The sequence below is a fragment of the Streptomyces sp. NBC_01635 genome, assembly GCF_045209715.1.
GTDB lineage: Bacteria > Actinomycetota > Actinomycetes > Streptomycetales > Streptomycetaceae > Streptomyces > Streptomyces hirsutus.
Genome location: NZ_CP109277.1, coordinates 8,201,313 through 8,227,569 on the forward strand (window position 1 = coordinate 8,201,313; position 26,257 = coordinate 8,227,569).

The 26,257-nt window shown below is 70.5% G+C and carries 22 protein-coding genes, 1 tRNA gene and 1 pseudogene; 8 read left to right on the plus strand and 16 right to left on the minus strand.

Annotated features, from left to right (window positions below):
- Nucleotides 1–9 precede the first annotated feature (9 nt).
- The gene (locus OHB56_RS37420; RefSeq protein WP_326756136.1) at nucleotides 10–885 is read right to left on the minus strand and encodes a deoxyribose-phosphate aldolase; all 876 of its coding nucleotides are present in this window, start codon (nucleotides 883–885) and stop codon (nucleotides 10–12) included.
- 13 nt (nucleotides 886–898) lie between these two features.
- A complete protein-coding gene (gene iolC / locus OHB56_RS37425) occupies nucleotides 899–1,897 on the minus strand; it encodes a 5-dehydro-2-deoxygluconokinase (RefSeq protein WP_406358297.1) in 999 nt (332 codons plus the stop codon).
- A gap of 319 nt (nucleotides 1,898–2,216) precedes the next feature.
- On the opposite strand from iolC, the gene OHB56_RS37430 reads away from it, so the two are divergent.
- From OHB56_RS37430 to OHB56_RS37450, 5 genes are read left to right on the plus strand one after another with little or no spacing between them, the layout of a single operon-like run.
- Nucleotides 2,217–3,239: a sugar ABC transporter substrate-binding protein gene (locus OHB56_RS37430; RefSeq protein ID WP_406358299.1), complete on the plus strand. Its 1,023-nt coding sequence runs from the start codon at nucleotides 2,217–2,219 to the stop codon at nucleotides 3,237–3,239.
- Nucleotides 3,239–4,315: an ABC transporter permease gene (locus OHB56_RS37435; protein ID WP_406358301.1), complete on the plus strand. Its 1,077-nt coding sequence runs from the start codon at nucleotides 3,239–3,241 to the stop codon at nucleotides 4,313–4,315. The genes OHB56_RS37430 and OHB56_RS37435 overlap by 1 nt, the downstream gene beginning before the upstream one ends.
- Nucleotides 4,316–4,320: 5 nt before the next feature.
- Complete coding sequence (locus OHB56_RS37440) at nucleotides 4,321–5,232, plus strand: ATP-binding cassette domain-containing protein (protein WP_326756140.1); 912 nt, start codon at nucleotides 4,321–4,323, stop codon at nucleotides 5,230–5,232.
- Nucleotide 5,233: 1 nt separating this feature from the next.
- Nucleotides 5,234–6,136: a sugar phosphate isomerase/epimerase family protein gene (locus OHB56_RS37445; protein ID WP_406358303.1), complete on the plus strand. Its 903-nt coding sequence runs from the start codon at nucleotides 5,234–5,236 to the stop codon at nucleotides 6,134–6,136.
- A 55-nt stretch (nucleotides 6,137–6,191) separates the two neighbouring features.
- On the plus strand, nucleotides 6,192–7,211 hold the full coding sequence (locus tag OHB56_RS37450; RefSeq protein ID WP_406358305.1) for a Gfo/Idh/MocA family protein: 1,020 nt from the start codon (nucleotides 6,192–6,194) through the stop codon (nucleotides 7,209–7,211).
- A 94-nt stretch (nucleotides 7,212–7,305) separates the two neighbouring features.
- On the opposite strand, the gene OHB56_RS37455 is transcribed toward OHB56_RS37450, so the two are convergent.
- From OHB56_RS37455 to OHB56_RS37465, 3 genes are all read right to left on the minus strand, one after another.
- A complete protein-coding gene (locus OHB56_RS37455) occupies nucleotides 7,306–8,310 on the minus strand; it encodes a Gfo/Idh/MocA family oxidoreductase (protein ID WP_406358307.1) in 1,005 nt (334 codons plus the stop codon).
- 78 nt (nucleotides 8,311–8,388) lie between these two features.
- Complete coding sequence (locus OHB56_RS37460; protein ID WP_406358308.1) at nucleotides 8,389–9,165, minus strand: SDR family oxidoreductase; 777 nt, start codon at nucleotides 9,163–9,165, stop codon at nucleotides 8,389–8,391.
- 72 nt (nucleotides 9,166–9,237) lie between these two features.
- Complete coding sequence (locus OHB56_RS37465; RefSeq protein ID WP_326756145.1) at nucleotides 9,238–10,425, minus strand: phytanoyl-CoA dioxygenase family protein; 1,188 nt, start codon at nucleotides 10,423–10,425, stop codon at nucleotides 9,238–9,240.
- 115 nt (nucleotides 10,426–10,540) lie between these two features.
- On the opposite strand from OHB56_RS37465, the gene OHB56_RS37470 reads away from it, so the two are divergent.
- On the plus strand, nucleotides 10,541–11,584 hold the full coding sequence (locus tag OHB56_RS37470) for a LacI family DNA-binding transcriptional regulator (RefSeq protein WP_406358309.1): 1,044 nt from the start codon (nucleotides 10,541–10,543) through the stop codon (nucleotides 11,582–11,584).
- Here the strand turns inward: OHB56_RS37470 and OHB56_RS37475 are convergent.
- Nucleotides 11,565–12,725: a Gfo/Idh/MocA family protein gene (locus tag OHB56_RS37475; protein WP_406358310.1), complete on the minus strand. Its 1,161-nt coding sequence runs from the start codon at nucleotides 12,723–12,725 to the stop codon at nucleotides 11,565–11,567. The genes OHB56_RS37470 and OHB56_RS37475 overlap by 20 nt on opposite strands.
- Nucleotides 12,726–12,932: 207 nt before the next feature.
- Between OHB56_RS37475 and OHB56_RS37480 the strand changes: the two genes are divergently transcribed.
- Nucleotides 12,933–13,583: a GntR family transcriptional regulator gene (locus tag OHB56_RS37480; RefSeq protein ID WP_326756148.1), complete on the plus strand. Its 651-nt coding sequence runs from the start codon at nucleotides 12,933–12,935 to the stop codon at nucleotides 13,581–13,583.
- 437 nt (nucleotides 13,584–14,020) lie between these two features.
- Nucleotides 14,021–14,094, plus strand: a tRNA-Pro gene (locus OHB56_RS37485).
- Between the two features lie 99 nt (nucleotides 14,095–14,193).
- On the opposite strand, the pseudogene OHB56_RS37490 reads toward OHB56_RS37485, so the two are convergent.
- From OHB56_RS37490 to OHB56_RS37535, 10 genes and pseudogenes are all read right to left on the minus strand, one after another.
- Nucleotides 14,194–14,382 (minus strand): annotated as a pseudogene (locus OHB56_RS37490) (site-specific integrase); the annotation flags it as partial.
- 251 nt (nucleotides 14,383–14,633) lie between these two features.
- The gene (locus tag OHB56_RS37495; protein WP_326756149.1) at nucleotides 14,634–16,613 is read right to left on the minus strand and encodes an FAD-dependent oxidoreductase; all 1,980 of its coding nucleotides are present in this window, start codon (nucleotides 16,611–16,613) and stop codon (nucleotides 14,634–14,636) included.
- Nucleotides 16,614–16,661: 48 nt separating this feature from the next.
- Nucleotides 16,662–17,645 (minus strand): ABC transporter substrate-binding protein, encoded by a 984-nt coding sequence (locus OHB56_RS37500; RefSeq protein WP_406358311.1) that lies wholly within the window; start codon nucleotides 17,643–17,645, stop codon nucleotides 16,662–16,664.
- A 1-nt stretch (nucleotide 17,646) separates the two neighbouring features.
- The gene (locus tag OHB56_RS37505; protein ID WP_406358312.1) at nucleotides 17,647–18,867 is read right to left on the minus strand and encodes an FAD-dependent oxidoreductase; all 1,221 of its coding nucleotides are present in this window, start codon (nucleotides 18,865–18,867) and stop codon (nucleotides 17,647–17,649) included.
- 30 nt (nucleotides 18,868–18,897) lie between these two features.
- Nucleotides 18,898–19,959: a cupin domain-containing protein gene (locus OHB56_RS37510; RefSeq protein ID WP_406358314.1), complete on the minus strand. Its 1,062-nt coding sequence runs from the start codon at nucleotides 19,957–19,959 to the stop codon at nucleotides 18,898–18,900.
- A gap of 157 nt (nucleotides 19,960–20,116) precedes the next feature.
- Entirely contained in the window at nucleotides 20,117–20,878 is a 762-nt protein-coding gene (locus OHB56_RS37515; protein WP_406358316.1) for a GntR family transcriptional regulator, read from the minus strand.
- 155 nt (nucleotides 20,879–21,033) lie between these two features.
- Nucleotides 21,034–22,224: an ABC transporter ATP-binding protein gene (locus OHB56_RS37520; RefSeq protein ID WP_406358318.1), complete on the minus strand. Its 1,191-nt coding sequence runs from the start codon at nucleotides 22,222–22,224 to the stop codon at nucleotides 21,034–21,036.
- A gap of 13 nt (nucleotides 22,225–22,237) precedes the next feature.
- A complete protein-coding gene (locus OHB56_RS37525; RefSeq protein ID WP_326756155.1) occupies nucleotides 22,238–24,031 on the minus strand; it encodes an iron ABC transporter permease in 1,794 nt (597 codons plus the stop codon).
- Between the two features lie 9 nt (nucleotides 24,032–24,040).
- Nucleotides 24,041–25,090 carry an extracellular solute-binding protein gene (locus OHB56_RS37530; RefSeq protein ID WP_406358320.1) on the minus strand — a complete coding sequence of 350 codons (1,050 nt, stop codon included), beginning with the start codon at nucleotides 25,088–25,090 and terminating at the stop codon, nucleotides 24,041–24,043.
- A 287-nt stretch (nucleotides 25,091–25,377) separates the two neighbouring features.
- Complete coding sequence (locus OHB56_RS37535; RefSeq protein ID WP_406358322.1) at nucleotides 25,378–26,202, minus strand: phytanoyl-CoA dioxygenase family protein; 825 nt, start codon at nucleotides 26,200–26,202, stop codon at nucleotides 25,378–25,380.
- Between the last annotated feature and the right edge of the window lie 55 nt (nucleotides 26,203–26,257).

Here is a 26,257-nt window from a genome sequence, read left to right on the forward strand (position 1 = left end):
CCTTTCCGGTCACAGCAGGCTCACGGCCGTGTCCACCGCTTCCTCCACACTGCCCCCGGCCGGGTAGAGCAGCGAGCGGCCGACGACCATGCCCTGCACGGAGGGCAGCTTCAGCGCCTTGCCCCACCGCTCGTACGCCGCCTCCTGGTCGCCGACCTCCCCGCCGAGCAGGACGACGGGCAGCGTGGAGGCGCGCAGGACCTCCGCCATGTCGTCGGCGTTCTCGGTGACGGGGAGTTTCAGCCAGGTGTAGGCGGAGGTGCCGCCGAGGCCGGAGGCTATGGCGATGGAGCGGGTGACGGCCTCGGCGGACAGGTCGTTGCGGACCCTGCCGTCGACCCGCTGCGAGATGAACGGCTCCACGAACACCGGGAGCCGGCGTTCGGCCATGGCGTCGATCGCGCGGGCGGTGGACTCCAGGGTGCGCAGGGAGCCCGGGTCGTCGTAGTCGATGCGGACCAGCAGCTTGCCCGCGTCGAAGCCGAGCCGTTCGATGTCCTCGGGGCGGTGGCCGGTGAAGCGGTCGTCCATCTCGAAGGCCGAGCCGGCCAGACCGCCGCGGTTCATCGACCCCATGACGACCTTGTTCTCGAGCGCGCCGAGCAGCAGCAGGTCCTCGAGGATGTCGGCGGTGGCCAGCACCCCGTCGACGCCGGGCCGGGACAGCGCGACGCACAGCCGCTCCAGCAGATCGGCACGGTCGGCCATGGCCAGGCGCCGGTCGCCGATGCCGAGCGCACCCCGCGCGGGATGGTCGGCGGCCACGATCATCAGCCGGCCGCTGTCGCCGATCAGCGGACGGCGGACCCGGCGGGCCGCCGCCTCGGCGACGGCCTGCGGATTCCGGGCCCGGACCGTGGTGAGGTCACAGATGCTGAGGTTCAAGGAAGGACTCCGTTCAGGACTGGCTCGGCAGGCTCGCGCCGTCCGGCGGCACGGCCTGAGCGAGGAGGTCCGCCACTTCGGCCGCGGTGGGCATGGCGGACGAACAGGCCAGGCGCGAGGCGACGAGAGCGCCGGCGGCGTTGGCGTGGCGCATGGTCCGCTCCAGGTCCCAGCCGGAGAGCAGACCGTGGCAGAGCGACCCGCCGAAGGCGTCGCCGGCGCCGAGGCCGTTGACCACGCCGACCGGGACCGGCGGCACCTCGGCGCGGGTGCCGTCGCGGTGCACGGCGAGCACGCCCCGGGGACCCTGCTTGACGACGGCGAGTTCCACACCGGCCGCCAGCAGCGCCTCGGCGCAGGCCTGGGGCTCGCGCACTCCGGTGGCGACCTCGCACTCGTCGAGGTTGCCGACCGCGACCGTGGCGTGCCGCAGGGCCTGGCGGTAGTAGGGGCGGGCCTCGTCGGGATCGCGCCAGAACATCGGGCGCCAGTCCAGGTCGAACACCGTGGTGCCCGCCTTGGCCCGCGCCTCGAGCGCGTCGAGCGTCGCCGAGCGGCTCGGCTCCTCGCTCAGACCGGTGCCGGTGATCCAGAAGATCCCGGCCTCGCGTACGGCGGCGAGATCCAGCTCGGCGGTGTGGATCTCCAGGTCGGGAGCCTTGGGCCGGCGGTAGAAGTACAGCGGGAAGTCGTCCGGCGGGAAGATCTCGCAGAAGGTGACCGGCGTCGGGTACGCGGCGACCGGGGTGACCCACCGGTCGTCGACGCCGAAGTCCTTCAGGGCCTCGTGCAGATAGGCGCCGAAGGGATCGTCTCCCGTACGGGTGATCACGGCCGTCGAGCGGCCGAGCCGGGCGGCGGCGACCGCGACGTTCGCGGCCGAACCGCCGAGGAACTTTCCGAACGTTTCGACCTTTGTCAGGGGAACGCCGGTCTCCAAGGGGTAAAGGTCCACCCCGATGCGACCCATGGTGATCAGGTCGAAATACTGTGGTGCGTCTGAGTCGGTCATCGAGCGAAGCTCCTCGAACTGCTGGGGATGCGGGTCCCTGGGCGCCCTGCCACGGTGGGGGCGTGGAATCCAGGGACCTGTCGCCTCTCAGGTGTAGGTCTCGGAGGGCGGCGCTGTCAATAGTTTGTACTTACATTCGGACTAGCTGGTGAACTGATGTCTTAACAAAGTATTGACAGAGTGCGTGCCAGGGGATTTGATCCCGTCCCAACACGACAGCCGTTTCGCACGATGACACAGACCCGGACGTCCGAGGCTCCGGGGAGGATCCTCGGACACCCGCCCTTTTTCCGCGTAGCCCAGTGAGGTGCAGGCAAAGATGGACCGCTCTTCTCACAACCGTCCCCGCAGAATCGCGCCCTTCGTCGCGGTGGCCGCGGCGGCCGCCCTGACCCTGGCCGGCTGTTCCAGCGGTTCCGGCGGCAAGAAGGCCGACGAAAGCGGTGGCGACGGCGCGTCGGCCGGCAAGGCGAACACGCCGCAGATGACGGTCGCCCTGGTGACCCACCAGGGGCCCGGCGACACGTTCTGGGACATCGTCCGCAAGGGCGCCGAGGCGGCCGCGGCCAAGGACAACGTCAAGCTGATCTACTCCGCCGACCCGAACGCCGGCAACCAGGCCAACCTGGTGCAGAACGCGATCGACCAGAAGGTCGACGGCATCGCCGTCACCCTCGCCAAGCCGGACGCCCTCAAGGGCGTCCTCGGCAAGGCGGAGAAGGCGGGCATACCCGTCGTCGGCCTCAACTCCGGACTGAGCGACTGGAAGGACCTCGGCCTGCTGGAGTTCTTCGGCCAGGACGAGTCCGTGGCCGGCGAGGCCTTCGGCAAGAAGCTCAACGAGGTCGGCGCCAAGAACACCGTCTGTGTCATCCACGAGCAGGGCAACGTCGGTCTGACCCAGCGCTGCGACGGTCTGAAGAAGACCTTCGAGGGCGACACCCAGATCCTCAACGTCAACGGCGTCGACATGCCGTCGGTGAAGTCGACGATCACCGCCAAGCTCAAGCAGGACTCCTCCATCGACTACGTCGCCACCCTCGGCGCGCCCTTCGCGCCGACCGCGGTGCAGTCGGTGGGCGACGCCGGCAGCAAGGCGAAGGTCGCCACCTTCGACCTCAACAAGGACCTGACCAAGGCGATCCAGGCGGGCGACATCGAGTTCGCCGTGGACCAGCAGCCCTACCTCCAGGGCTACCTCGCCATCGACGGCCTGTGGCTCTACAAGAACAACGGCAACTACAGCGGCGGCGGTGAGCAGCCGGTGCTCACCGGCCCCGCGTTCGTCGACAAGTCCAACGTCGACGCGGTCTCCGAGTACGCCGCGAAGGGCACTCGGTGATGAGCATGACCCGACAGGCTGAGCCGGCGGTGACCCCACCGCCGGCCCCCGGCCCGAAGGTGAACGACGGCCGCACCGCGCAGCGCACGCCGGCGCGGAGGCTGCTGGCCCGTCCCGAGGTCGGCGTCTTCCTCGGCGTCGTGGTCGTTCTGGTGTTCTTCCTGATCGCCGCCCCGCCGATGCGGGACAGCAGCTCGATGGCGAACATCCTGTACCAGTCCTCGACCATCGGCATCATGGCCCTGCCGGTGGCACTGCTGATGATTGGCGGCGAGGTCGACCTCTCGGCCGGCGTCGCCGTGGTCACCTCGGCGCTCACCGCGAGCATGCTCGCCTACCAGCTGTCCATGAACGTATGGGTGGGCGTCATCGCCGCCCTCGCGGTGTCCCTCGCCGTCGGCATGTTCAACGGCTGGTTCCTGATGAAGACGGGACTGCCCAGCTTCCTGGTCACCCTCGGCACCTTCCTGATCCTTCAGGGCATCAACCTGGCCGTGACCAAGACGGTCACCGGGAACGTCGCGACCGACGACATCAGCGACATGGACGGCTTCGCCCAGGCCAAGGCCCTCTTCGCGTCCAGCTTCGAGCTGGGCGGCGTCCAGGTGAAGATCACCATCGTGTGGTGGCTCGTCTTCGCCGCCCTCGCCGCCTGGGTGCTGCTCCGCACCAAGTACGGCAACTGGATCTTCGCGGTCGGCGGCAACAAGGAGAGCGCCCGCGCCGTCGGCGTGCCGGTGACGTTCACCAAGATCTCCCTGTACATGCTGGTCGGCTTCGGCGCCTGGTTCGTCGGCATGCACCAGCTGTTCTCCTTCAACACCGTGCAGTCCGGCGAGGGCGTGGGCCAGGAGCTCATCTACATCGCCGCCGCGGTGATCGGCGGCTGCCTGATGACCGGCGGCTACGGCTCCGCGATCGGCCCGGTCTTCGGCGCCTTCATGTTCGGCATGGTGCAGCAGGGCATCGTCTACGCCGGCTGGAACCCGGACTGGTTCAAGGCATTCCTCGGCGTGATGCTCCTCGGCGCCGTCCTCATCAATCTGTGGGTCCAGCGCACGGCGACCCGGAGGTGACCGCAATGACCGACGACACGACCGGCACCCACGGTGCCGTCCTGCAGGACACCGCCCCGGACGGGGAGCACCCCCTGGTCGAACTCCGCGGGGCGGGCAAGTCCTACGGCAACATCCGCGCCCTGCACGGGGTCGACCTGAGCGTCCACCCCGGCCGGGTGACCTGCGTGCTCGGCGACAACGGCGCCGGCAAGTCCACCCTCATCAAGATCATTTCCGGGCTGCACCAGCACACCGAGGGCGAATTCCTCGTCGACGGCACCCCGGTACGGTTCTCCACCCCGCGCGATGCCCTCGGCAAGGGCATCGCCACCGTCTACCAGGACCTCGCCGTCGTCCCCCTGATGCCGGTGTGGCGCAACTTCTTCCTCGGCTCAGAGATGACCAAGGGCCCCTGGCCCCTCCGCCGTCTCGACATCGAACGGATGAAGAGGACCGCGGACGAGGAACTGCGCAACATGGGCATCGTCCTCGACGATCTCGAGCAGCCCATCGGCACCCTCTCCGGCGGCCAGCGCCAGTGCGTGGCCATCGCCCGCGCCGTCTACTTCGGCGCCCGCGTCCTCATCCTGGACGAGCCCACCGCCGCGCTCGGCGTCAAGCAGTCCGGGGTGGTGCTGAAGTACATCGCCGCCGCCCGCGACCGCGGCCTCGGCGTCATCTTCATCACCCACAACCCGCACCACGCCTACATGGTGGGCGACCACTTCAGCGTCCTGCGCCTGGGCACCATGGAGCTCTCCGCCGCCCGCAGCGAGGTCTCCCTCGAGGAACTCACCCACCACATGGCCGGCGGTACCGAGCTCGCGACCCTCAAGCACGAGCTGGCACAGGTACGCGGCGTCGACGTCGAGGAGCTCCCCGAGGAGGGAGACCTCCAGGCCCCCGCAGTGGCATCCCCGGAAGGAAAGACCTGACATGGCAGTCGCGCTCGACCGCATCCGGGTGGGCTCCGCCCCCGACTCCTGGGGCGTCTGGTTCCCCGACGACCCCCAGCAGGTGCCCTGGCAGCGCTTCCTCGACGAGGTCGCCGAAGCCGGCTACTCCTGGATCGAACTCGGCCCCTACGGCTACCTCCCGACCGACCCGGCCCGCCTGACCGACGAGGTGAAGAAGCGGGACCTCAAGGTCTCCGCCGGCACCATCTTCTGCGGACTGCACCGCGGCCCCTCCGAGTGGGAGTCCACCTGGGAGCAGGTCAGCCGGGTCGCCTCGCTCACCCGGGCCATGGACGCCAAGCACCTCGTCGTCATCCCGTCCTTCTGGCGCGACGACAAGACCGCCGAGATCCTGGAGTCCCCGGAGCTCACCACCGAGCAGTGGGGCCACCTCGCCAAGGGCATGGAACGCCTCGGCCGGGAGGTGCGGGACACCTACGGTCTCGACATCGTGGTCCACCCGCACGCAGACACCCACATCGACACCGAGGAGCACGTCGAGCGTTTCCTCGACTCCACCGACTCCTCCCTGGTCAACCTCTGCCTCGACACCGGGCACTACGCCTACTGCGGCGGCGACAGCGTCAAGCTGATCGAGACCTACGGCGAACGCATCGGCTACCTGCACCTCAAGCAGGTCGACCCGGACATCCTCGCCGACGTGGTCGCGGGCGGGATCCCGTTCGGCCCCGCCGTCCAGCGCGGCGTGATGTGCGAACCGCCCGCCGGAGTACCGGAGCTGGGAGCGGTCCTGACCGCGGCCCAGAAACTGGACGTGGACCTGTTCGCGATCGTCGAGCAGGACATGTACCCCTGCGAGCCGGACAAGCCGCTGCCGATCGCGGTGCGCACCCGCAAGTTCCTCCGTTCCTGCGGCGCCTGACCCCGGCGCCCGGCCCCCTGGAACCCGACCCCCCCTGGAAAGGGAGGCGAGAACCGTGCACGGGAACGAACCCCTGGGAATCGCCGTCATCGGCACGGGCCGCATGGGCGCGGACCACGTGCGCCGGATCGACCGGGTCATCAGCGGCGCGCGGGTCGCCGCCGTCGCCGACACCGACGCGGAACGGGCCAGGGCGGTGGCCGCCGGCATCGACGGCTGCACCGTACACACCGACCCGGCCGCCGCGATGGCGGCGGCCGGCGTCGACGCCGTACTCGTCGCCTCCCCGGGACCGGCCCACGAGGCCGCCCTGCTCGCCGCGTTCGAGCGGGACCTGCCCGTACTGTGCGAGAAACCGCTCACCCCCGACGCCGCTTCCGCACTGCGCGTCGTCGAAGCCGAACAGGCACTCGGCCACCGCCGCGTCCAGGTCGGCTTCATGCGCCGCTACGACGCCGAGTACGTCCGTCTCAAGACGCTGCTGGAGACGGGGCAGCTGGGCCGGCCCCTGATGCTGCACAACAGGCACCGGAATGTGGCCAGTTCACCCTTCTTCACCAGCTCCATGCTGATCACCGACTCCGTCTCCCACGAAGTGGACGTCACCCGCTGGCTGTTGGGTCAGGAGATCACTGCGGTCACGGTGCACGCCCCCGCATCCTCCTCCGGGGCGCCCGACGGGCTGCGCGACCCGCAGTTCGTCGTCCTGGAGACCGACGGCGGCGCGCTCAGCGACGTCGAGATCTTCGTCAACTGCGGCTTCGGCTACCAGGTCCAGGCCGAGATCGTCTGTGAACGCGGCACCGCCCGTGTCGGCGACGGCCACCACCTGGTCGCCCAGGCGGCCGGCCGCTGGGGCGGCACCATCACCCAGGACTGGACCGAACGCTTCGCCCAGGCCTATGACGACGAGCTCCGGGCCTGGGTCGACACCGCCCGCCGGGGCGAGGTCGGCGGCCCCAGCACCTGGGACGGTTACGCGGCGGCCGCCGTCTGCGAGGCCGGAGTCCGCGCCCTGGAGGAGGGCGGCCGGGTGGAGGTCGAACTGGCGGAGAAACCGGCGCTGTACGGGTGAGACGACGTGATGCGTGTGTGGGGGCCGCCCTCCGGAAGGGCGGCCCCCACACACGTTGTTCACGTCACCCGGGTCGAGGAGCGCGTACCACCGCTCACGCCTGCCGCACCTCCTCGATGGTGACGGGGCGGTGCTCGTGCAGGGACAGGGTGCACGCGTCGGCGATCCAGCCCGCCTCCAGGGCGTCCGCCACCGTGCACGGGGACGGCCGGGAGCCGGCCACGACCTCGGTGAACGCGGTGAGTTCGGCGCGGTAGGCAGCGGTGAAGCGGTCCATGAAGAAGTCGTGGGGAGTGCCCGCCGGGAAGGTCGCCCCGGGCTCCACCGACCGCAGCGGCAACTTGTCCTCCAGACCGACCGCGAGGGAGTCGGCGAAACCGTGGATCTCCATGCGGACGTCGTAACCACGGGCGTTGTGGCGGCTGTTGGAGACCACGGCGATGGTGCCGTCGTCCAGGGTGAGGATCGCCCCGGTGGTGTCGGCGTCGCCCGCCTCCTTGATGTAGTCGGCACCCCGGTTGCCGCCGACCGCGTACACCTCGGTCACCTCGCGGCCGGTCACCCAGCGGATGATGTCGAAGTCGTGCACGGAGCAGTCGCGGAAGATGCCACCGGAGGCGGCGATGTAAGCGGCCGGCGGCGGCGCGGGGTCCAGCGTGGTCGAGCGCACGGTGTGGAGCTTGCCCAGCTCCCCGCCCCGCACGGCCTCCCGTGCGGCGACGAAGCCAGCGTCGAAACGACGGTTGTAGCCGATCTGGATCGGCACGTCCCGGCCCTCGACCGTCTTCAGCACCCGCACGCCCTCGGCCATCGTGCGGGCCACCGGCTTCTCGCAGAACACCGGGACGCCCGCCTCGACACACGCGAGGATCAGCCTCGGGTGGGCGTCGGTCGCCGCGGCGATCACCACGCCGTCCACGCCGGCGGCGAGCACCGCCTCGGGGGAGTCCGCGACCTCGGCGTCGAACCGCTCGGCGGCGGCCTTCGCGGCGTCCGCGAACGGGTCGGAGACGACGAGCGACTCGACGGTGTCGAGCCCGGAGAGGGTCTCGGCGTGGAAGGCGCCGATGCGGCCGAGGCCGAGGATTCCGATGCGCATGGGGTGGTGCTCCTTGAGTGCGGGGTGCGACGTGCGGGTGTTCTCTTGGGTGGGGAGGCGAGGACCGGGCGGGGGCGGTCAGTCGAGGCCGCCGAGGACGTTCTGGTCCCAGTCGATCACGGAGCCGGTCACCACGCCGGACCGGTCGGACAGCAGCAGGACCACGAAGCCGGCGATCTCGTCCGGCCGGCCGAGCCTGCCCATCGGCAGCCGGGCGGCGGCCCGCTCGCGCCAGTCGTCGCCCGCGCCGTGGAAGGTGCGCTGGGTGGCGTCCTCGCCCTCGGTGGCGGTCCAGCCGATGTTCAGCCCGTTGATCCGGATCCGGTCCCAGCGGTGGGCGTGCGCCGCGTTGCGGGTGAGGCCGATGAGACCGGCCTTCGCGGCGACGTAGGGGGCCAGGAAGGGCTGCCCGCCGTGCGCCGACGAGGTGATGATGTTGACGATCGTGCCGGGCTGCTCACGCCGTACCATGTCCGCCACGGCGGCCTGCATGGCGAAGAACGGCGCCTTGAGGTTGATCGCGATGTGCTGGTCGAACAGTTCCGGGGTGGTGTTCAGCAGCGTTCCGCGCGAGGTCAGCCCCGCCGAGTTGACCAGGCAGTCGACCCGGCCGTACGCCCGTACCACTTCGGCGACGGAGTCCTTGGCCTGTTCGGCGTCGGCCAGGTCGGCGCGGACGAACATCGCCTTGCCGCCCGCGGCGGCCAGCTCCGCCACCAGGGCCTCACCGGGCGCGGGGCGGCGCCCGGTGACGGCCACCACCGCTCCCTCGCGCACCGCGGCCCGCGCGACGGCGGCGCCGATGCCCTGGCTGCCGCCGTTGACGAGGACGATCCTGTCGTCGAGAAGTCCCATGCCGTTCGGGGGTCCTTTCCGTTCCTGAGCCGGTCGCGCGGGGTGCGGGACGCGGGGCGGGGCAGCGTGGTGTCAGCTCGCGCGCCGCTCGGTGCCGGCCCGCAGCGCCTCCCGCAGGGCGCGTACGGTCCAGCCCTCGCGCAGCGCCCGCCGGACGAGGTCCGCCTGCGAGGGCGGGGCCAGGCCGTCGACCGGCGGGTCGTTGTCGAGATTGGTGGGGAAGGGGTAGCCCTCGGCGCTCGCCGCGATCACGTTCTCCTGCCACTGCTCGCCGGCTCCCTCGGCCCGCGCCCTGAGCAGCACCGGGTAGACGGCTGCCGTCACGGTCTCGCGGTCCACCGTCTCCATGGCCCGCCCGAACGCGGAGGACACCTGGAGCAGGTTGGCCATGCGCCGGATGTCCGCCGAGTGGTTGGCGCCGGCCGCGTGGAACAGGGCCGGGTTGAAGAAGACCGCGTCGCCCTTGGCGAGGGGCAGTTGTACGTGGTGGTCCTCGAAGTACGCCTGGAACTCGGGGAGCCGCCAGGCGAGGTAGCCGGGTCCGTACTTCTGCGAGTGCGGCAGGTACAGCGTGGGACCGGACTCGACGGGCATGTCGCAGTGCGCGACCGCGCCCTGCAGGGTGAGCACGGGGGAGAGGTGGTGCACGTGCGCCGGGTAGGCGGCGGCGACCTCGTTGGAGAGGAAACCGAGGTGGTAGTCGCGGTGCACGGTCTGGGCGGCACCGCCCGGGTTGACCACGTTCACCTGGGAGGTGACCTGGTAGCCGGGGCCGAGCCAGGCCGTGGACACCAGGGCGATCATGTCGTTGGCGTAGTAGTCGGCGAAGACCTGCGGGTCGTGGAGGGCGGCCTTCTCCAGGGCGTTCCACACCCGGTCGTTGGCGCCCGGCTTGGCGAAGTGGTCGCCGGAACCGGCGCCCGTGGCGCGCTGCTGGGCGATCAGGGCGTCGAACACGGCGGTGGCCCGGTCCACGACCGCCGGGTCGGGGAAGGCGCCCCGGACGACCACGATGCCGGGGCCGTCGGCGAGGGCGCGCACCAGCTCGGCCTGGACCTCGCGGCGGTCCGCGAGGGCGAGCCGGTCGGCGTCGTACAGCAGCACGTTCCGCTCCACGGCACCGGCGTGCGGGTAGGCGGAACGGTCCGTGGTCCGCTCGACCAGGGCACGGAACGCGTCCAGGTCGCAGTCCTGCTCGGACAGCCAGGGCCGCTGGTGCGCGGACGGCTGGACCGGGGTGGAAGCGGTGGAGAAGGACATGGTCGTCCCTTCGGGTCACAGGGGGACTCGGCTCTGTCATTCTTGTCAGTACAAAGCCTTCGAACAACCAGCAGTCAGCCATCAAAAACCCCTCAGGAGTTCCAGGAGCCGGCGCATGGGCCACCCCTTCCCCATCAGGGAAATCGCACGTCAGGCAGGGTTGAGCGAGGCCACGGTCGACCGGGTGCTCAACGCCAGGGGCGGAGTGCGGGACAGCACCGCGCAGGAGGTGCGCCGGGCGATCGCCGACCTGGACCGGCAGCGCACCCAGGTCCGGCTGGTCGGCCGTACGTTCATGGTGGACATCGTGATGCAGTCGCCGGAGCGGTTCTCCACCGCCGTCCGTGCGGCCCTGGAGGCCGAACTCCCCTCCCTGCACCCGGCCGTGGTCCGCTCCCGCTTCCACTTCCGCGAGACGGGTTCGGCGGGGGAGCTGGTCGCCGCCCTCGACCGGATCGGGCGGCGCGGCTCGCAGGGGGTGATCCTCAAGGCCCCGGACGTCCCCGAGGTCACCGCCGCCGTCGGCCGGCTCGCGGCGGCGGGCGTCCCGGTGGTGACGCTGGTGACCGACCTGCCCGCGAGCGCCCGTGTCGGCTACGTCGGCAGCGACAACCGGGCGGCCGGCGCGACCGCCGCGTATCTCATGGGGCAGTGGCTCGGCGACGGCCCCGGCAATGTGCTCACCAGCCTCTCCAGCGGTTTCTTCCGCAACGAGGAGGAGCGCGAGATGGGCTTCCGCAGCGCCATGCGCGCCCGGTACCCCGAGCGCGCCCTCGTGGAGATCGCCGAGGGGCAGGGCCTGGACACCACCCAGTACGACCTCGTCCGGGCGGCCCTGGACCGCGACCCGGGCATTCGCGCGGTCTACTCGATCGGCGGCGGCAACATCGCCACCCTGCGGGCCTTCGAGGACGCCGGGCGCGAGTGCGCCGTGTTCGTCGCGCACGACCTCGACCACGACAACACCCGGCTGCTGCGCGAGCACCGCCTGTCCGCCGTGCTCCACCACGATCTGCGCCACGACCTGCACGAGGCCTGCCACCTCGTGATGCGCGCCCACGGCGCCCTGCCGCCCGCCGGCCCCACCCTGCCGTCCCCGATCCAGGTGGTCACGCCCTACAACATGCCCGCCCACACCCCTACAGCGACGGCACGTTGACCCACGCGCCGCTCTCGGCCGAGCGCACCATCGCGTCCAGTACGGCCGCGCTGCGCACGGCGTCGGCGAGCGTGGCGCCGTACGCGGTGTCCTCGGCGACGGAGCGCAGGAAGCGGTGGGCCTCGACGACCTTCAGGTCGTCGTAGCCCATCGCGTTCGCCGCGCCCGGCTGGAACGCGCCGAACTCGCCGTCGCCCGGGCCGACGTACACCGTGCTCACCGGCTGGTCCTGGTAGGCGGTGCCGCGGCTGACGCCGAGTTCGTTCATCCGCCGGAAGTCCCAGAACACGGCGCCCTTGGTGCCGTGCACCTCGAAGCCGTAGTTGTTCTGCTCGCCGACCGAGACCCGGCAGGCCTCCAGCACGCCGCGCGCACCGGAGGCGAAGCGCAGCAGGCAGTTCACGTAGTCCTCGTTCTCCACCGGGCCGAGTTCGCCGCCGGTGGCGCGGGCGTGGCCCGCCGTGGCGCCGGCCGGGCGGGCCCGCTCGGGCAGGAAGATCGCCGTGTCGGCGGTCAGCGAGGCGATGTCGCCGAGCAGGAAGCGGGCCAGGTCGGCGCCGTGCGAGGCCAGGTCGCCGAGCACTCCGCTGCCGCCGCGTTCCCGCTCGTAGCGCCAGGTCAGGGCGGACTCGGGGTGGGCGGCGTAGTCGCTGAACAGGCGGATGCGGGCATGGGTGACGGTGCCGATGTCGCCGGCGGCGATCAGCGCGCGGGCCGCCTCGACGGCGGGCGCGTTGCGGTAGTTGAAGCCGACCGCGCTGCGGACGCCGGCCTTCTCGACGGCGGCCGACACCGCGCGGGCGTCGTCGGCGGTGAGACCGACCGGCTTCTCGATCCAGATGTGCTTGCCGGCCTCGGCCATCGCGACGCCGATCTCACGGTGCAGGAAGTTCGGGGCCGTGATGCTGACCGCCCGGACCCGCGGGTCGGCGGCCACCTCGCGCCAGTCGCGGGTGGCGCGGGCGAACCCGAACTGCGCGGCGGCCTCCTCGGCCCGGCCCGGCACCTCCTCGGCGACCGTGATCAGTTCCGGGCGCAGGGCGAGCTGCGGATAGTGGTGCGGCACCCGCGCGTACGCCTGGGTGTGCACCCGCCCCATCCAGCCGAATCCGATGACGGCGACACCGAGCGTATCCACCATGAGAGCCCTTCCTCGGACCGTTCCGTACCCGGACCGTTCCCTGTTCCGTCCATCCTTGTCCAGACAAACCTTGAGTGTGTACGGGTGAGGGTGTCAAGGAGGGGCCAGGTGGGCGGCGCTTGTCCGCGATGGGGAGAACCAGAGAATTGACTGTTATGCCTGGATAGGCTTAGGGGTACCAGGCACCCACTCGGGGGGAGAGCGACGATGCCCGACCAAGGCTGCCCGAGCAGCGGAGAGCAGGCCAAGCGGCATGCCGTCGCCCAGCTTCGGCAGGCGATCCTGTGGGGCGACATGGCGCCGGCCCAGCGGCTGGTGGAGGACGAGCTCGCCGAGCGGTTCGGGGTGACCCGGGCCGGCATCCGGGCCGCGCTCATCGATCTGGAGGCCCAGGGTCTGGTCGAGCGGATCCACAACCGCGGCTCACGGGTGCGGGTGGTGACCGTGGAGGAAGCGGTCGCCATCACCGAATGCCGGATGGTGCTCGAAGGGCTGTGCGCCGCCAAGACCGCCGCTACGGCCGACGACGCGCAACTGGACCGGCTCGCCGAACTGGGCAGGGCGATGACCAAGGCCGTGGCCGACGGCGACCCCCTCACCTACTCCCAGCTCAACCAGGAACTCCACACCCGCATCCAGGAGTTCTCCGGTCAGTGGACCGCCGTGGCCCTGCTGGACCGCCTCAACAGCCAACTGGTCCGGCACCGCTTCCAGTTGGAGCTCAGGCCGGGGCGCTCGCAGCGCTCCCTGATCGAGCATCTGGCCCTGATCGAAGCGATCAGGGCCAGGAACCCCGAGTCAGCCGAGGCGGCCGTCCGCGCCCACCTCACCAGTGTGATCGAGGCGCTGCGCGGCTGACCGGACCGGCCCCGGGTCCCCGTCCAAGCCCTCGGAGGTCCCCGAGGTCCCCGCCGCCCACCACCGCCTCCGCCTCGCCCGCCAGCACGGTGACGTGCTCGTCGCAGTTGTGCGAATGCAGCGGTGCCCCGAACCAACCGGACAGACGCTCATACCGCTGGTAATCCGGGTCTCCCCGCCCGCCTGCCGCGTGGTGACCGGCGGGGGCGTGGCGACCGCACCCCCTCGGTCCTGTGCCGCTCGGGGGAGCGCAGCGCCGCCACGGCCGCCGAGCGCCGGGAACGGGGAGTACCGGTGACACCGGAGGCGTGGCGCGAGCCGACGGAGAGCGCGGCCGGGCCGCGGCCGTAGACCCCCGCACCCTCCGTCCCTGGACCACCTTCCGGATGCGGTAGTGTTGACCTGCGTGATCACGCGGTACGCCGCGCGGGACGCATCGGGACGTGGCGCAGCTTGGTAGCGCACTTGACTGGGGGTCAAGGGGTCGCAGGTTCAAATCCTGTCGTCCCGACTTGAGAGAGTCGCAGGTCAGGGCCGGTTTCGGAGGCATCCGAAACCGGCCCTTGATCATTCTTGGGGACCAACTGTGGGCCAGCGTCCTTGACCGGCGTCAGCGGGTGACAGTCATAGGGCTCGGCAGGGAGCGTGGGGCGCGCAGCACGCTGAGGTGTGCCGAGAGTGCTGCGCCGACGGCCGTGATCTTGTGTACGTCCGGGTGGAGGCAGCGCTGGGTGGCGGTCAGTGATCCGTGGTCTGCGACGCGTCGCAGGACGTGGACTTGGACTCCCGCGTCGGCGAACCCGGAACGGTTCGCAGTGCCGTCCGGTCGACCGCCCTCGCCGCCGCTGTGACCGGCACACTCACCTGGGCCCCCCACCGTGTCCGCCCTGCCGAACGAGCCGACGCCCCCACCTCCAACGCCCCACGGAGAGCCTCGAGCCTGATGCCGGCAGCGTCGCCATCACCAAGACATCTCACGGAGGGCTGATCCGGCCGGCGCCGGAAGGCGGGCAGGGATCGCCAGGCTCCTGTCCGCCTTCCGGCGCCCCCTCAGAGACGGGAGCCGATACGGGCGCCGTCGAGCGTGGCGTGCACCAGCCGTCGCGGTGCCAGGCAGTCGCCGATGCGGTAGAACTCGCTGCCGGTCTCGGGGAAGTCGACCGGCTCGGCGCCGGTGGCGAACACGATCGAGTCGAAGTCGCCGAGCTCGGAGGTCTCCCCGGAGAAGACGTTCCGTACCTGGGGGCGCGTTCCCCCCTTGACCAGCTGGGTGAGGGCCTCGATCCGCACGCGCTTCTCCAGCAGCCGTTTCGTCAGCAGGTGCAGGATGGACGGCTCGGCGGCCTGACCGGGCAGGATGCACTCCGACAGCAGCACGACCTGCTTGCCCCGGTCGGCCAGCAGGTCGGCGGCGGCAAGTGGCGCGAGGTGGTCGTTGAGGCCCCCGACGACCAGTACGTTCTCGCCGAGCTCCGCCAGGTCCACCTCAAGGATGTCCAGGGCGGTGTACGCCCGGATCTCCTCCAGACCGGGCACGTCCGGGACGGCGGGGACCGCCCCGGTGGCGGCGACCACCACGTCCGGCGCGAGCTCGGCGACGGACTCGGGGGTCACCTCGAAACCGAGCCGCACCTCCACCCCGGCCTCCGCCACATCCCGGGCGAGGTCGTCGATGAGCGAGGCCATCTCCCGGCGGTGCGGGTCACGGGAGAGCAGGGTGATCTTGCCGCCCAGCGTCTCCTTCTTCTCCGCCAGCACCACCGAGTGGCCCCGGTTCGCCGCCGTGCGGGCGCACATCAGGCCGGCGGGGCCACCGCCCACCACCAGGACCCGCTTGCGCCGGGTGGGGGCGGGCACGTCCAGCTCGCGCTCCCGGCCCGCCCACGGGTTCACCGGGCAGGAGGAGACCCGGTCGGGGTAGTGGCACTCGTTGATGCCGATGCACTTGTGGATGCGGTCCGCCCGCCCGGCCGCGGTCTTCTTCACGAACTCCGGGTCGGCGATCAGGGCGCGGGTGGTGCCCACCAGGTCCGCGACACCGCTGCGGAGCACGTCCTCCATCAGAGCGGGGTCGTTCATCCGGCCTGTGAGGATCACCGGCACGGAGACCGCCTCCCGCACAGCGGCCGCGGCGTCGGCGTTGAAGCCGGGCTCGTAGTGACTGGAGGCGACGTAGGGGAGCACCACGCCGTCGTGCAGGGCGCCGATCGTCCCGGCGGTGATGTTGACGTAGGCCAGGGAGGACTCCACGGTCTTGACGACGGCCGCGATGTCGTCCGTGGTCAGCCCGCCGGGGTGGGCCTGGAGGCCGCTGATGCGCATCCCGATGGGGAAGTCCGCTCCGCACTCTTCGCGGATCGCCTCGAGCACCTCGGTCAGGAAGCGCATCCGGTTGTCCAGTGAGCCGCCGTAGCGGTCCGTGCGACGGTTGGTGGACGGCGAGAGGAACTGCTCGACCAGGTAGCCGTGGGTGGCGTGCACCTCGACGCCGTCGAGCCCGCCCCGCTGGATGCGAGAGGCGGACCGGGCGAACAGCCGCACCACCCGCTCCACTTCGCCGGTGGTCATCTCGCGCGGCTGGGCCCGCACGTGCGGGTCCGGTATGCCGCTGGGCGAGACCATCGCCTGGAAGGTCTCGGGCAGCCGGATGGAGCCGCGGTTGGCCACCTGGCCGAAGACCAGCGCCCCGTGCCGGTGCGCGATCTCGGCGCGGGCCCGCAGCGGCGGCAGGAGGAGGGAGTCGAAGAACTCCCTGCCCTCCTCGGTCTCGGGGTCGGCGGTGCCGTCCAGGTCCCGGGCGGAGATCCCGTCGAGCTGGCCGGGCGTGACATAGGCCAGGGTCGAGATGGTCTCGTTCAGGACCGGTATGCCGACCATCCCGACCCCGCCCGCGACCCGGGTCTCCAGGTACTGCAGGTAACGCTCCTCGCTCATCTTCGGGTTGTGGGTGGTGAGCATGATCCGGTTGCGGACCGTCTTGCCACCGATGGCGAAGGGGCTCAGAAGTGTTGCGAACTCACCGCTGCTCATCAGCGTCTCCCAATGGGTAGGTCATATGCGGCGCTCGCGCGCCGCCCACTACACGACGAAGCTCTCGTGGGTCTCCGGGGCGAACAGTTCCTCGGGGGCCAGCAGCCGTCCGGTGAGCCCTTGCTCGTGCAGGTAGCGCAGGAAGGCCGTCAGGCAGGCGTGGTTGGGTGCCAGGCCGTAGGGCCAGATGTCCTCGCCCATGACGTCTCGTGCCGACTGCGCCGCCAGATGGCCCCACGGCAGCATCCCGGCCAGCGCGACGGTCTCGCCGAGCGCCCGGTCGGCGTGTTCCTTGGCCTCCTGGAAGGCGTCGGTCAGTGCCCTGGCGAGCCAGCGGTTGCGCTCGTAGACGTCCCGTCGCAGCACTACGGTGTGCATGATCGGGAAGATGCCGGTCCGCTCGAAGTACTCCTTCTCGGCGGCGGCCGGGTCCGCCCACAGCCGGCGCACCCGGCGGGTGCCGTCGGCGAAGTGGCGGGGCACCCGGGCGGTGTAGAGGGCGTCGATCTCGCCGGCCTCCAGCATGTCGGAGAGGTTCTGCCCCTCCGCGATCGGCGTGATGTCCACGCCGGGGACGTGGATGGCCAGCTTCTCGGTCCGGCCGGGTTCCAGCAGTCCCCCGGTGCGGTAGGAGACCGAGTCCACCGGAAGCCCGTAGTGCTCGTCGAAGATGCCCCGCATCCACACCGCGGCCGTCATCTGGTACTCGGGGATGCCGACGGTCTTCCCCTTGAGCTGCTCGGGGTGGGTGAATTCGCTGTCGGTGTGGACGTACACCGCGTGGTGCCGGAAGGTGCGCGAGGGGAACACCGGGATCGCCACGAACGGCCGGTCCCGCTCCAGCGTCAGCGTGTACGAGGACAGCGACATCTCGGAGGCGGAGAACTCGCCGTGCCGCGCCATCCGGAAGAAGATCTCCTCGGCGCCCAACGGCAGCCAGGTGAGGTCCACTCCGGGGACGCGCACCCGGCCGTCGGCGAGCGCCGCCGTGCGGTCGTAGGGCCCGCAGGCCACGGTCAGGTCGATGGTCACTTCATCGCCCCTCGGTGTAGAAGTCGAGCCGGGCGGGCGGCTGCGGGGCGGGCGCCCCGCCGGTGCCGTAGAGCCACTCGGCGAGCGAGTAGTCGTCCGCTGTCAGGGAGTTGAACGCGAAGTCGCGCAGGACCGCGCCGACGCCGCCCAGGTGGACCATCTCCCCGAAGAAGCGGGTGTTGCGCTGCACCGCGGCGGCCCTCGGGAAGCGGATCTCCTCGTACTCCTTGAGCGCCGTGACCGGATCGTTTGGGCTGTCGGCGAGGGCGGCGGCGAGCGCGACGGCGTCCTCCATGGCCTGGCCGGCGCCCTGTGCGAGGTACTGGCGCATGGGGTGGGCGGCGTCGCCCAGCAGCGCGACGCGTCCCTGGGCCCAGCCGGGCGTGGGCTTTCTGTCGAACTGCTCCCACCGCTTGCCGAGGTCCAGGTGGTGCAGCGCCTCCCGCACGGGGTCGCAGGTGTCGGCGAACTTCTCGAAGAGCTCCTCCGGGGTGGCCCAGGTGTCGCTGCCCGGCGCACCGCGGTCGCTGCGGAACGAGGCCACCCTGTTGAGCAGTTCGCCGCCCTGGATCGGGTACTGCATCAGGTGCAGCCCGTCGCCCGCGTACAGGGTGACCGCGTCCTCCACCCCCTCGGGGCGGGGTCCGGGGCCGCGGTAGATGGCGTACCGGGAGACGGCCGGCTCGCTGTCGTCGAGCACCTCGCGGCGGACGGCGGACCGCAGGCCGTCGGCGCCGATGACGACGTCGGCCGAGTGCGTCGACCCGTCGGCGCAGGTGACGGTGGCGCCGCGGGCGTCCTGTTCGACGCCGACGACCTCCTTGCCGGTGAACGCCGTCACCAGGCCGGTGGCGAGGCTGCCCTGGAGCAGCGTGTCGAGCAGGTCGGCGCGGTGCATCACCGTGTACGGCGCGCCGAACCGCTCGGCGAGCGCCTGCCCGAACCGTGCCTGGTAGATCTCCCGGCCCGTGTAGGCGTCCAGGATCACGAACCGTTCCGGGAGCACGGCGGTGCGCAGCACGCTGTCCAGCACGCCGAGTTCGCCGAGCAGCCGGCCGGCGTTCGGGCCGAGTTGCAGTCCGGCGCCGATCTCCTTGATCTCCGGCGCGCGTTCCAGGACGTGCACCGACATACCGCGCCTGGCGCACGCCAGGGCTGTGGTGAAGCCACCGATTCCGCCGCCGATCACGAGAACGTGCGGCCTGCTTTCCGGGCCGGCCATGGGGACCTCTTTCCTCGGAGTCGTCATGGGTCAGGCGAGCTGTTCGCGGTAGAGACCGAAGGGTTCGAGCATCGGCCGGTCGCTCATGGCGAACAGGGTGACGTCCGGGCTTCCGTCCGCCGCGACGTGCTCGTACCAGGTCCAGGAGGGGACGACGAAGAAGTCGTTCTGCTCCCAGTCGTAGCGTCGGCCGCCGATCACGCTGTGGCCCGAGCCCCGGGTCACGCAGAACACCGTGCTGGAGGTGTGCCGGCGACGGCGGGTGCGGCGTCCGGCCGGCAGCAGCTGCGCGGCACACCCCAGGGTGGGCATCACCGGACCGCCGGTCTGCGGATCGGTGTACTCGACGGTGACCCCGTGCTCCGGGTCGCCCTCCGACTCCCGCAGCCGCTCCAGACTCTCCAGGGTGGCGGCGTAGGAGTACTTCATCAGGGGCGAGTGCGCCCGGCCGGTCCGCGGGCCGGCCGGTACGATGCCGGCGCCGTACCGCGCCACGCTGTCGTCCTCGGCGACCCGCGCCGGCTGCATCCGCTTGTCCTCGTAGTCCTCGTAGAACTGGGCGTTGAGGCCGCGGACGAAGGGGACGTCGAGGCCGTCGAGCCAGATCATGGGCTCGTCGCCCGCGTTGCGGTGGTCGTGCCAGTTCCATCCGGGGGTGAGGACCAGGTCGCCGGGCTCCATCAGCACCGGCTCGCCCTCGACGGTGGTGTGCCCCCGGCCGGCGAGCATCAGCCGGACCGCGGCGGGGGTGTGCCGGTGCGCGGTGGCCTCTTCGCCCGGCAGGACCAGCTGGTAGCCGGCGACCATGGTGTGCGTCGTGCCCCACTGGCGGGCGGGGTTGACGCCGTTGAGCGCCCGGCGCTCCGCCTCGCTGCCCAGGTCGATGGTGCGGCCGGCCTCCTCCATGAGGGGGATCAGTTCCCGCCAGCGCCACACGTGCGGGACCTCGGCCGGTTCGGGCTCCGGAGCGTCCGTGCCCGGGACCCGCCACAGCGGCACCACATGCGCCCCGGCCAGCCTCTCGTAAAAGTCCGCCGGTGAATCCGCCGGGGAATCGGCCAGGGAAGCGGTTCGGTTTTCCACCGTCGTCATATTTCCTCCACTCCTCTTATTCGGACACCCGGTACCGGGCCATGAAAAACGTTGTCGAAATCACCGGAAAAGGCAGTGTCGAACCCGCACACCCTTTCCAGAAGGCTGGAGAAAAGTGCGCTTTCTCGTGTTCCTGCGTTATCCGGCGTGCAGGGCGTCAGCTTTCCTCGGGCACCATGACCACTCCACCGTCACTCCTGATGTCCAGGCGTGAACGCCATTCGTACAGATCACCGCGGTACCAGCTGTGCAGTACGTCGATGGGGCCGTCCACGGAGCTCAGGATCCGCTGGGAGAACAGCACCGGCGCACCCAGTTCGGTCTCCAGATGCCTGGCCACCTCGGTGTCGGCGAGCTGCGCCGACACCCGCTGCTCGGCTCCCTCCATGGCCACCCCGTCGCTGTGCAGCACCGTCAGCAGCCCGTTGGTGCGCAGGCGGGGATCCCGTGCGAAGTGCTCGATCTGCGGGGCCAGATAATGGGTCGAGTAGACGAACACCGTGCCGCCGGCGGTACGCCGGTTCCAGATGACGTTGCCGGTCTCCCGGTCGGTGCCGAGGGTCGCGCGGACCGAGGCGGGAAAACGGACCCCGATCTCCACCCCGACGTCATGGAGCGGCATGCGTGGCGTACCGGAGATGAGGTCGAGCAAGGACCCCCGGAAGACACTGCCGATCTTCTCTTCCGCGTCCCCGTACACGAACGTGCCTTTCCCTTGCCGGCGAAATACCAGGCCGCGGGCGATGAGCTCGTCCACGGCCTTGCGGATGGTCGCCTTGCTCACCGAGAACTCGGCGACGAGCCGGTCCTCGGTGGGCAGCGCTTCTCCCGCCGGGTAGTCACCCAGACGAATCCGCTGGTAGATCACCCCGAATACTCGCTGATACAGAGGAGCGGGGGGTGGCGTGTGCTGCATCATTCCCCTAGGAGGTCACGGATTATTTCAACCCTGCATATTAACAGCCGGATAAACCGGCACGTGGGTGGACGGCATTCTCTCGGCGGACGTTCCGGAAGAAAGAAGTCTCTCCCGTCCGGAACGCCGGCGCCCTGGTCGTCGGCACAGCCGTTCGGCTACCGCGCCAGCGCCCTGACGTCGGACGGCGCGACCGAGAGCCGCACGGAGCCGCCCGTCTCCAGGGGCACGTCCCCCGTCGCCCAGTGCATGACCTCGTGGTCCCGGTCCCCCAGCGTGATGCGGCTGTCGGTGAAGGATCCGTAGAACTCCGAGGTCCGCACCGTCCCCGGCCAGCAGTTCCCGCCGCCGTCGGCGCCGTTGAGGACCGTGCGGTCGGGCCGCCAGACCGCGGCGATCTCCTGCCCGGTGCGCAGGCCGTCCTGTCCGGTGGCGGCCTCGATGTCGCCCAGCGCGGTGGCGACCGTGACGCTGCCGTCGTCCCGGACGGCCGTGACCGTGCCCTCCACCTCGTTGAGCTTGCCGATGAACCGCGCCACCCTGAGGTTGGCCGGCCTGAGGTAGACCTCGCGCGGAGTGGCGACATGGGCCACGACCCCGTGGTCGATGACGGCGATACGGTCGGCCATCCCGATCGCCTCCTCCTGGTCGTGGGTGACGTAGACCGCGGTGAAGCCCAGGCGCTTCTGCATCTCCCGGATCTCCACGCGCAACTGGTCGCGCACCCGGGCGTCGACGTTGGACAGCGGCTCGTCGAACAGGACGATCCCGGAGTCCTTGACCAGTGCCCGGGCCAGCGCGACGCGCTGCTGCTGGCCGCCGCTGATCTGCGCGGGGTGCTGTTCCGCGAGATGCGCGATGCCCATCATCTCCAGCACGCCCATGACCCGCTCCCGGACCTGCTCCCGGGTCAGGCCCTTGTGGTGGCCCGTGGTCAGCGGGTAGGCGACGTTCTTGAAGATGGTCATGTGCGGCCACAGCGCGTACGACTGGAAGATCATGCTGATGTCGCGCTGCTCGGGCGGGACGAAGACACCGTCCTCGGCGGAGGACAGGATCTTCCCGCGGCTCTCGATGCTTCCGGCGTCGGGCTTCTCCAGACCGGCGATGCACCGCAGGAAGGTGCTCTTCCCGCAGCCGCTGGCACCGAGCAGCACCAGCACCTCACCCTCGTGGATGTCCAGGGTGGTGTCATCGACGGCGGGCACCGACTCCCCGTCGCTGCGGCGGTACATCTTGCGGACGCCCCTGATCCTGAGCGCCGGCTCCGGAGCGGCCGGTGCCGGAGGGTGCGCGGCGGCCTCGCGGGCCGTGACGTCTCCCGTGTCCAGGGATACGACATTCGCCATGACGGCTCTCCTTCTAGGACTGTTGACGGTTTCTGCGTGCCTGCCACATCGAGGTGGCGCTCAGGACCACCGCCACCATCACCATGGAGACGAGGGACACGAAGAGGGCCAGCGCCGCCAGTTCGGCGTATCCGCCGCCACCTTCGAAGATGGCCAGGAGCTGGAAGCCGATCACCGGCGTCCCGGTGCTCGCCAGGAGGGCCGAGGCCTCGACGTCCGCCATGATCCGGACGAAGATCAGCGTCCAGCCGGCGGCCAGGCCCGGCAGCATCAGGGGGAGGTAGACGGACCGGAAGGTGCGTCCCTGCGAGGCCCCGGAGAGCGAGGACGCCTGCCCCAGTTCCTTGCCGACCTGGCCGGCGGCGGCCTCCGAGGTGATGGATGCCTCCGGCATCGCGATCACCAGGAAGCCCATCAGCAGGATCAGGGCGGTGCCGCCGAGGAAGAACGGCTCTCCGGCGAAGGCCAGCACCATGCCCACCGCGACGACGACCGGCGGGATGGCGGCCGGGACCTTGGACACGACCGCGGCGGCCTTCGCCACGGTGCCCGGGGAATGGACCGACAGCCAGGCGATGCCGCCGCCGATCGCGACCGCGACCGTCGCGGTGACCAGAGCGAACAGGAGGCTGTTCACGATCGCCTGCTGGTTGGCGGGGTCGGTGAGGATCGACCAGAAGGAGCCCAGGCCGAAGTTCTCCCAGGAGGGGTTGCCCCAGTAGCCGTTGAGGGTGACCAGGGTCAGCGCGCCCACGGGGAGGAGCACGGCGCAGAACAGGTAGAGCAGCATCGCCGCCCGAGCCACCCCGCGCAGCCGGCCCAGCGGGATGCGCTCGGTGCCCGATCCCTTGCCGCCCATCACCGCCGTACGGCCGCCGCGCAGGGACCGCTGCTGGAGCAGCCAGATCACGCCCAGCACCACCAGTTCCAGGCTGCTCAGTCCGATCGCCGCACCGGTCTGGGGCGGGTAGGAGGAGGTGAGCAGGTGGACGATCTCCACCGACAGCATCTGGATGCCCGCCGGCTCGGCGAGCACCACCGGTACCGAGAAGACCGCGAAGCCGAACCACACGGCCAGGAAGGCCGCGCTGAGCAGGCTCGGGCGCAGCGCGGGCAGCGTCACCCGGACCAGGGTCGTGAACACACCGGCCCCGCACATCCGGGACTGCTCCTCCAGCCGGGAGTCGAGGTTGCGCAGTCCGGCCGATACCACCAGGTAGACGAACGGGACCAGGGTGAGGGTGTAGACGCCGATGACGGTGTACCAGGAGTTGGCGCTGAACGGCCCGGAGGTCAGGTTCGCCCCGAACACCCCGTTGGCCACCGCGCGGATGACCTTGTTGACGTATCCGGCGTCCGAGGACATCAGCAGCAGCCAGCCCACCGCCGTCGCGATGCCGGGCATCAGGAAGTTGACAACGGGGAGCACGTCGGTGAGGACGCCCATCCGGGCGTCGGTCCGCTCGTTGAGCCAGGCGAAGGCCGAACCGATGACCAGGGCCAGCACGACGGAGCTGCCGGTCACGATGAACGTGTCGAGCAGGGTGTCACCCAGCCCGGGCAGGGCCAGGGTCTCGGAGACGGCCGAGAAGGTCAGCGTGCCGTCCACCCACACCAGACCGAGGACGATCCGCACCAGGGGATAGCCGATCAGCAGCGCCACTCCGGCCGCCACCAGCAGGACGACGAGACGGAAGGCGGTGGGGGAGGCCTTGCGGCGTGGAGCGCTCAGGGGGCGCACCGGGACATCTGACGGGCCGGCGGACGCGGGAGTCCGCTCGGCGTCGATGACGGAGTTCTCGCTCATGGTGTCCGCTCACCTGCCGCCGTTGAGGATCTTGGCGACCTCTTCGACCTTGGCGGGCCGGTAGTACTCGAGGTTGGGGTGCAGCAGTTCGAACTCGGTCTCCACCTGGGGCGTGGCTATCGCGCTGTTGGCGCCGTGCAGCGCCTGGCTGGCCTTCTCGGACAGGACGTAGCCGGCGAACAGCTTCTGGGCGTTGGGGTGGCCGGGCTCGGGGTTGAGCGTGTAGGCGAAGGCCGGTCCCGTGGCGCCGGGCTCCGGGAAGACGATGTCGACCGGCGCGCCCTTGGCCTTGGCGTTGTCGATGGCGGCCTTGCTGGCCACGCTCTGGATCGCGTACTGACCGGCGGCCAGTGACTCGGTCAGGCTGACCATGCCGCCGGGGTCGGGGAAGATCTCCTGCTTGCTCAGGCTCTCCAGGAAGCCGTCGACGTGGTCGTCGACGGTGCCGTAGTAGGTGGCGTAGCCGGAGCCGTCCTTGTGCGGGCCGTTCATCCTGCCCTTCCACTTGGGGTCACCCAGGTCGGCCCAGGTCTTCGGACGGTCCTGAGGCTTCACCAGGTCGGTGTTGATGCCGATTCCGAGGGCGTCGACGATGTACGGCGTGCCGACGATCCCCTCGCTGTCGAGGAGCCACTTTTCGGGGTGGTCGGCGGGCAGCAATCCGGCGTCCTTGAAGGACGTGACGAGCCCTTCCTTGAGGGCCGTCTGGATGAACGGGACATCGGCGTGCAGGATGACGTCGGCGGTTTCGGCCGCCGACTTCTTCTCGGTCGCGTACCGCGCCGAGAGGTCGGGGCTGGTCGCTCTGAGGACCTTGACGGAGACTCCCCGGTATTCCTTCTCGAACCCCTTGGCCAGTGCTTCGCACGAGGCGGGGGTGAGGGAACAGTAGAAGACGACCTGGCCCTCCTTCGCGGCCGCGGCCACCAGGGTCTCACCGGTGGCGGCGACCTCGCCGGCCTTCACCCCCGGCCCGCCCTTTCCGCAGGCGGTAAGCACAGCCAGGGAGGCGAGGACGGCCACGGTGAGCACACCGGTCCGGTGCGGGCGGTACTCCATGTTTCTATACCTCTCGTCGCGAGGCTGTTTCACAGCCGGTGTCGGTCTTTCGGTGCCGCGCCGTGTTCGGGCGTGCTCGTCGCGGAGGACGGAGCCGGCACCATCGCTCAGGGGCAAGTGGGGGGAGTGGGGGGCGGTGGCCCCGTCTGTCCCACGGCTGACGCGTGCGGGAAGGACGGGGCAGGGCGGCGGACACGCGCGGGGCGGGACGGCCGGCGCTCACGCGAACGGGCGGGGCGGTCCCTGCGGGGCTTGTGCCGTACGGCGCGACAGCCCCGCCCGGTGGGTCACTTGCGGTAGCGGTCTCCGTGCCGGCTGACCAGCTGCTCGTCGAGGTAGGCGACGGACTCGGGGGCCATGTCGGCGGTCGGTACCGGTTCGGGGACGAAGGCCCCGTACGGGTCGCTGCCGCGTACCAGGGTGGCGGTCTCGGTGTTGCCCTCCTCCTCTCGCTCGAAGGGCTTCATGTAGCGGACGGCGATGCCGATGCGCCGCTCGTCGCTGTGGCTCGGCCCCGAGCCGTGGAAGATGAACTGGTGGTGCAGCGAGAACTGCCCGGGCCGGAGCTGGATCAGCGTGGCGTCGTTCTCGTCCACCTCGACGGCGATCTCCTGCCCCTGGGAGAGCATGTTGGAGCCGTCGCTGTTGAAGGTGTGCTCGGCCTCCTTGGTGTGAGTGCCGGCGACCACCTTCAGGCAGCCGTTCTCCACGATGCTCGGGGCCAGCGCGATCCAGGCGGTGATGATCTCCCCGCCCTTGGGGATGCTGGAGAACGGGGCGTCCTGGTGCCAGGCCACATATCCGGGGTGGTGCGGGTTCTTGATGAAGAAGGAGGAGCCCCAGCAGTAGAGGTCGGGGCCGAGAACGCTCTCGACCGCGTCCAGTACGGGCTCCAGCCGGATCAGCTCGTTGACCCAGGGGAGCACCAGATGGGCCTTGGAGCGCAGGATGGCCGAGCCGCGTTCGCCGTACTCGGCCTCGAACGCCTCCAGCTTCGTACGGTAGGAAGCCGCCTGATCGGCCGTCATGGCATCCAGCGGGAACAGGAAGCCGTTCTGGCGGTAGCCGTCGACCTGGCCGGGTGACAGGGTCCCGGTCGTCGCTGTGGTCATGGAACACACCTCTCTCTGGTTGGGTTCTGGCTGTGCCGAAGGGATCCGCCCGGGT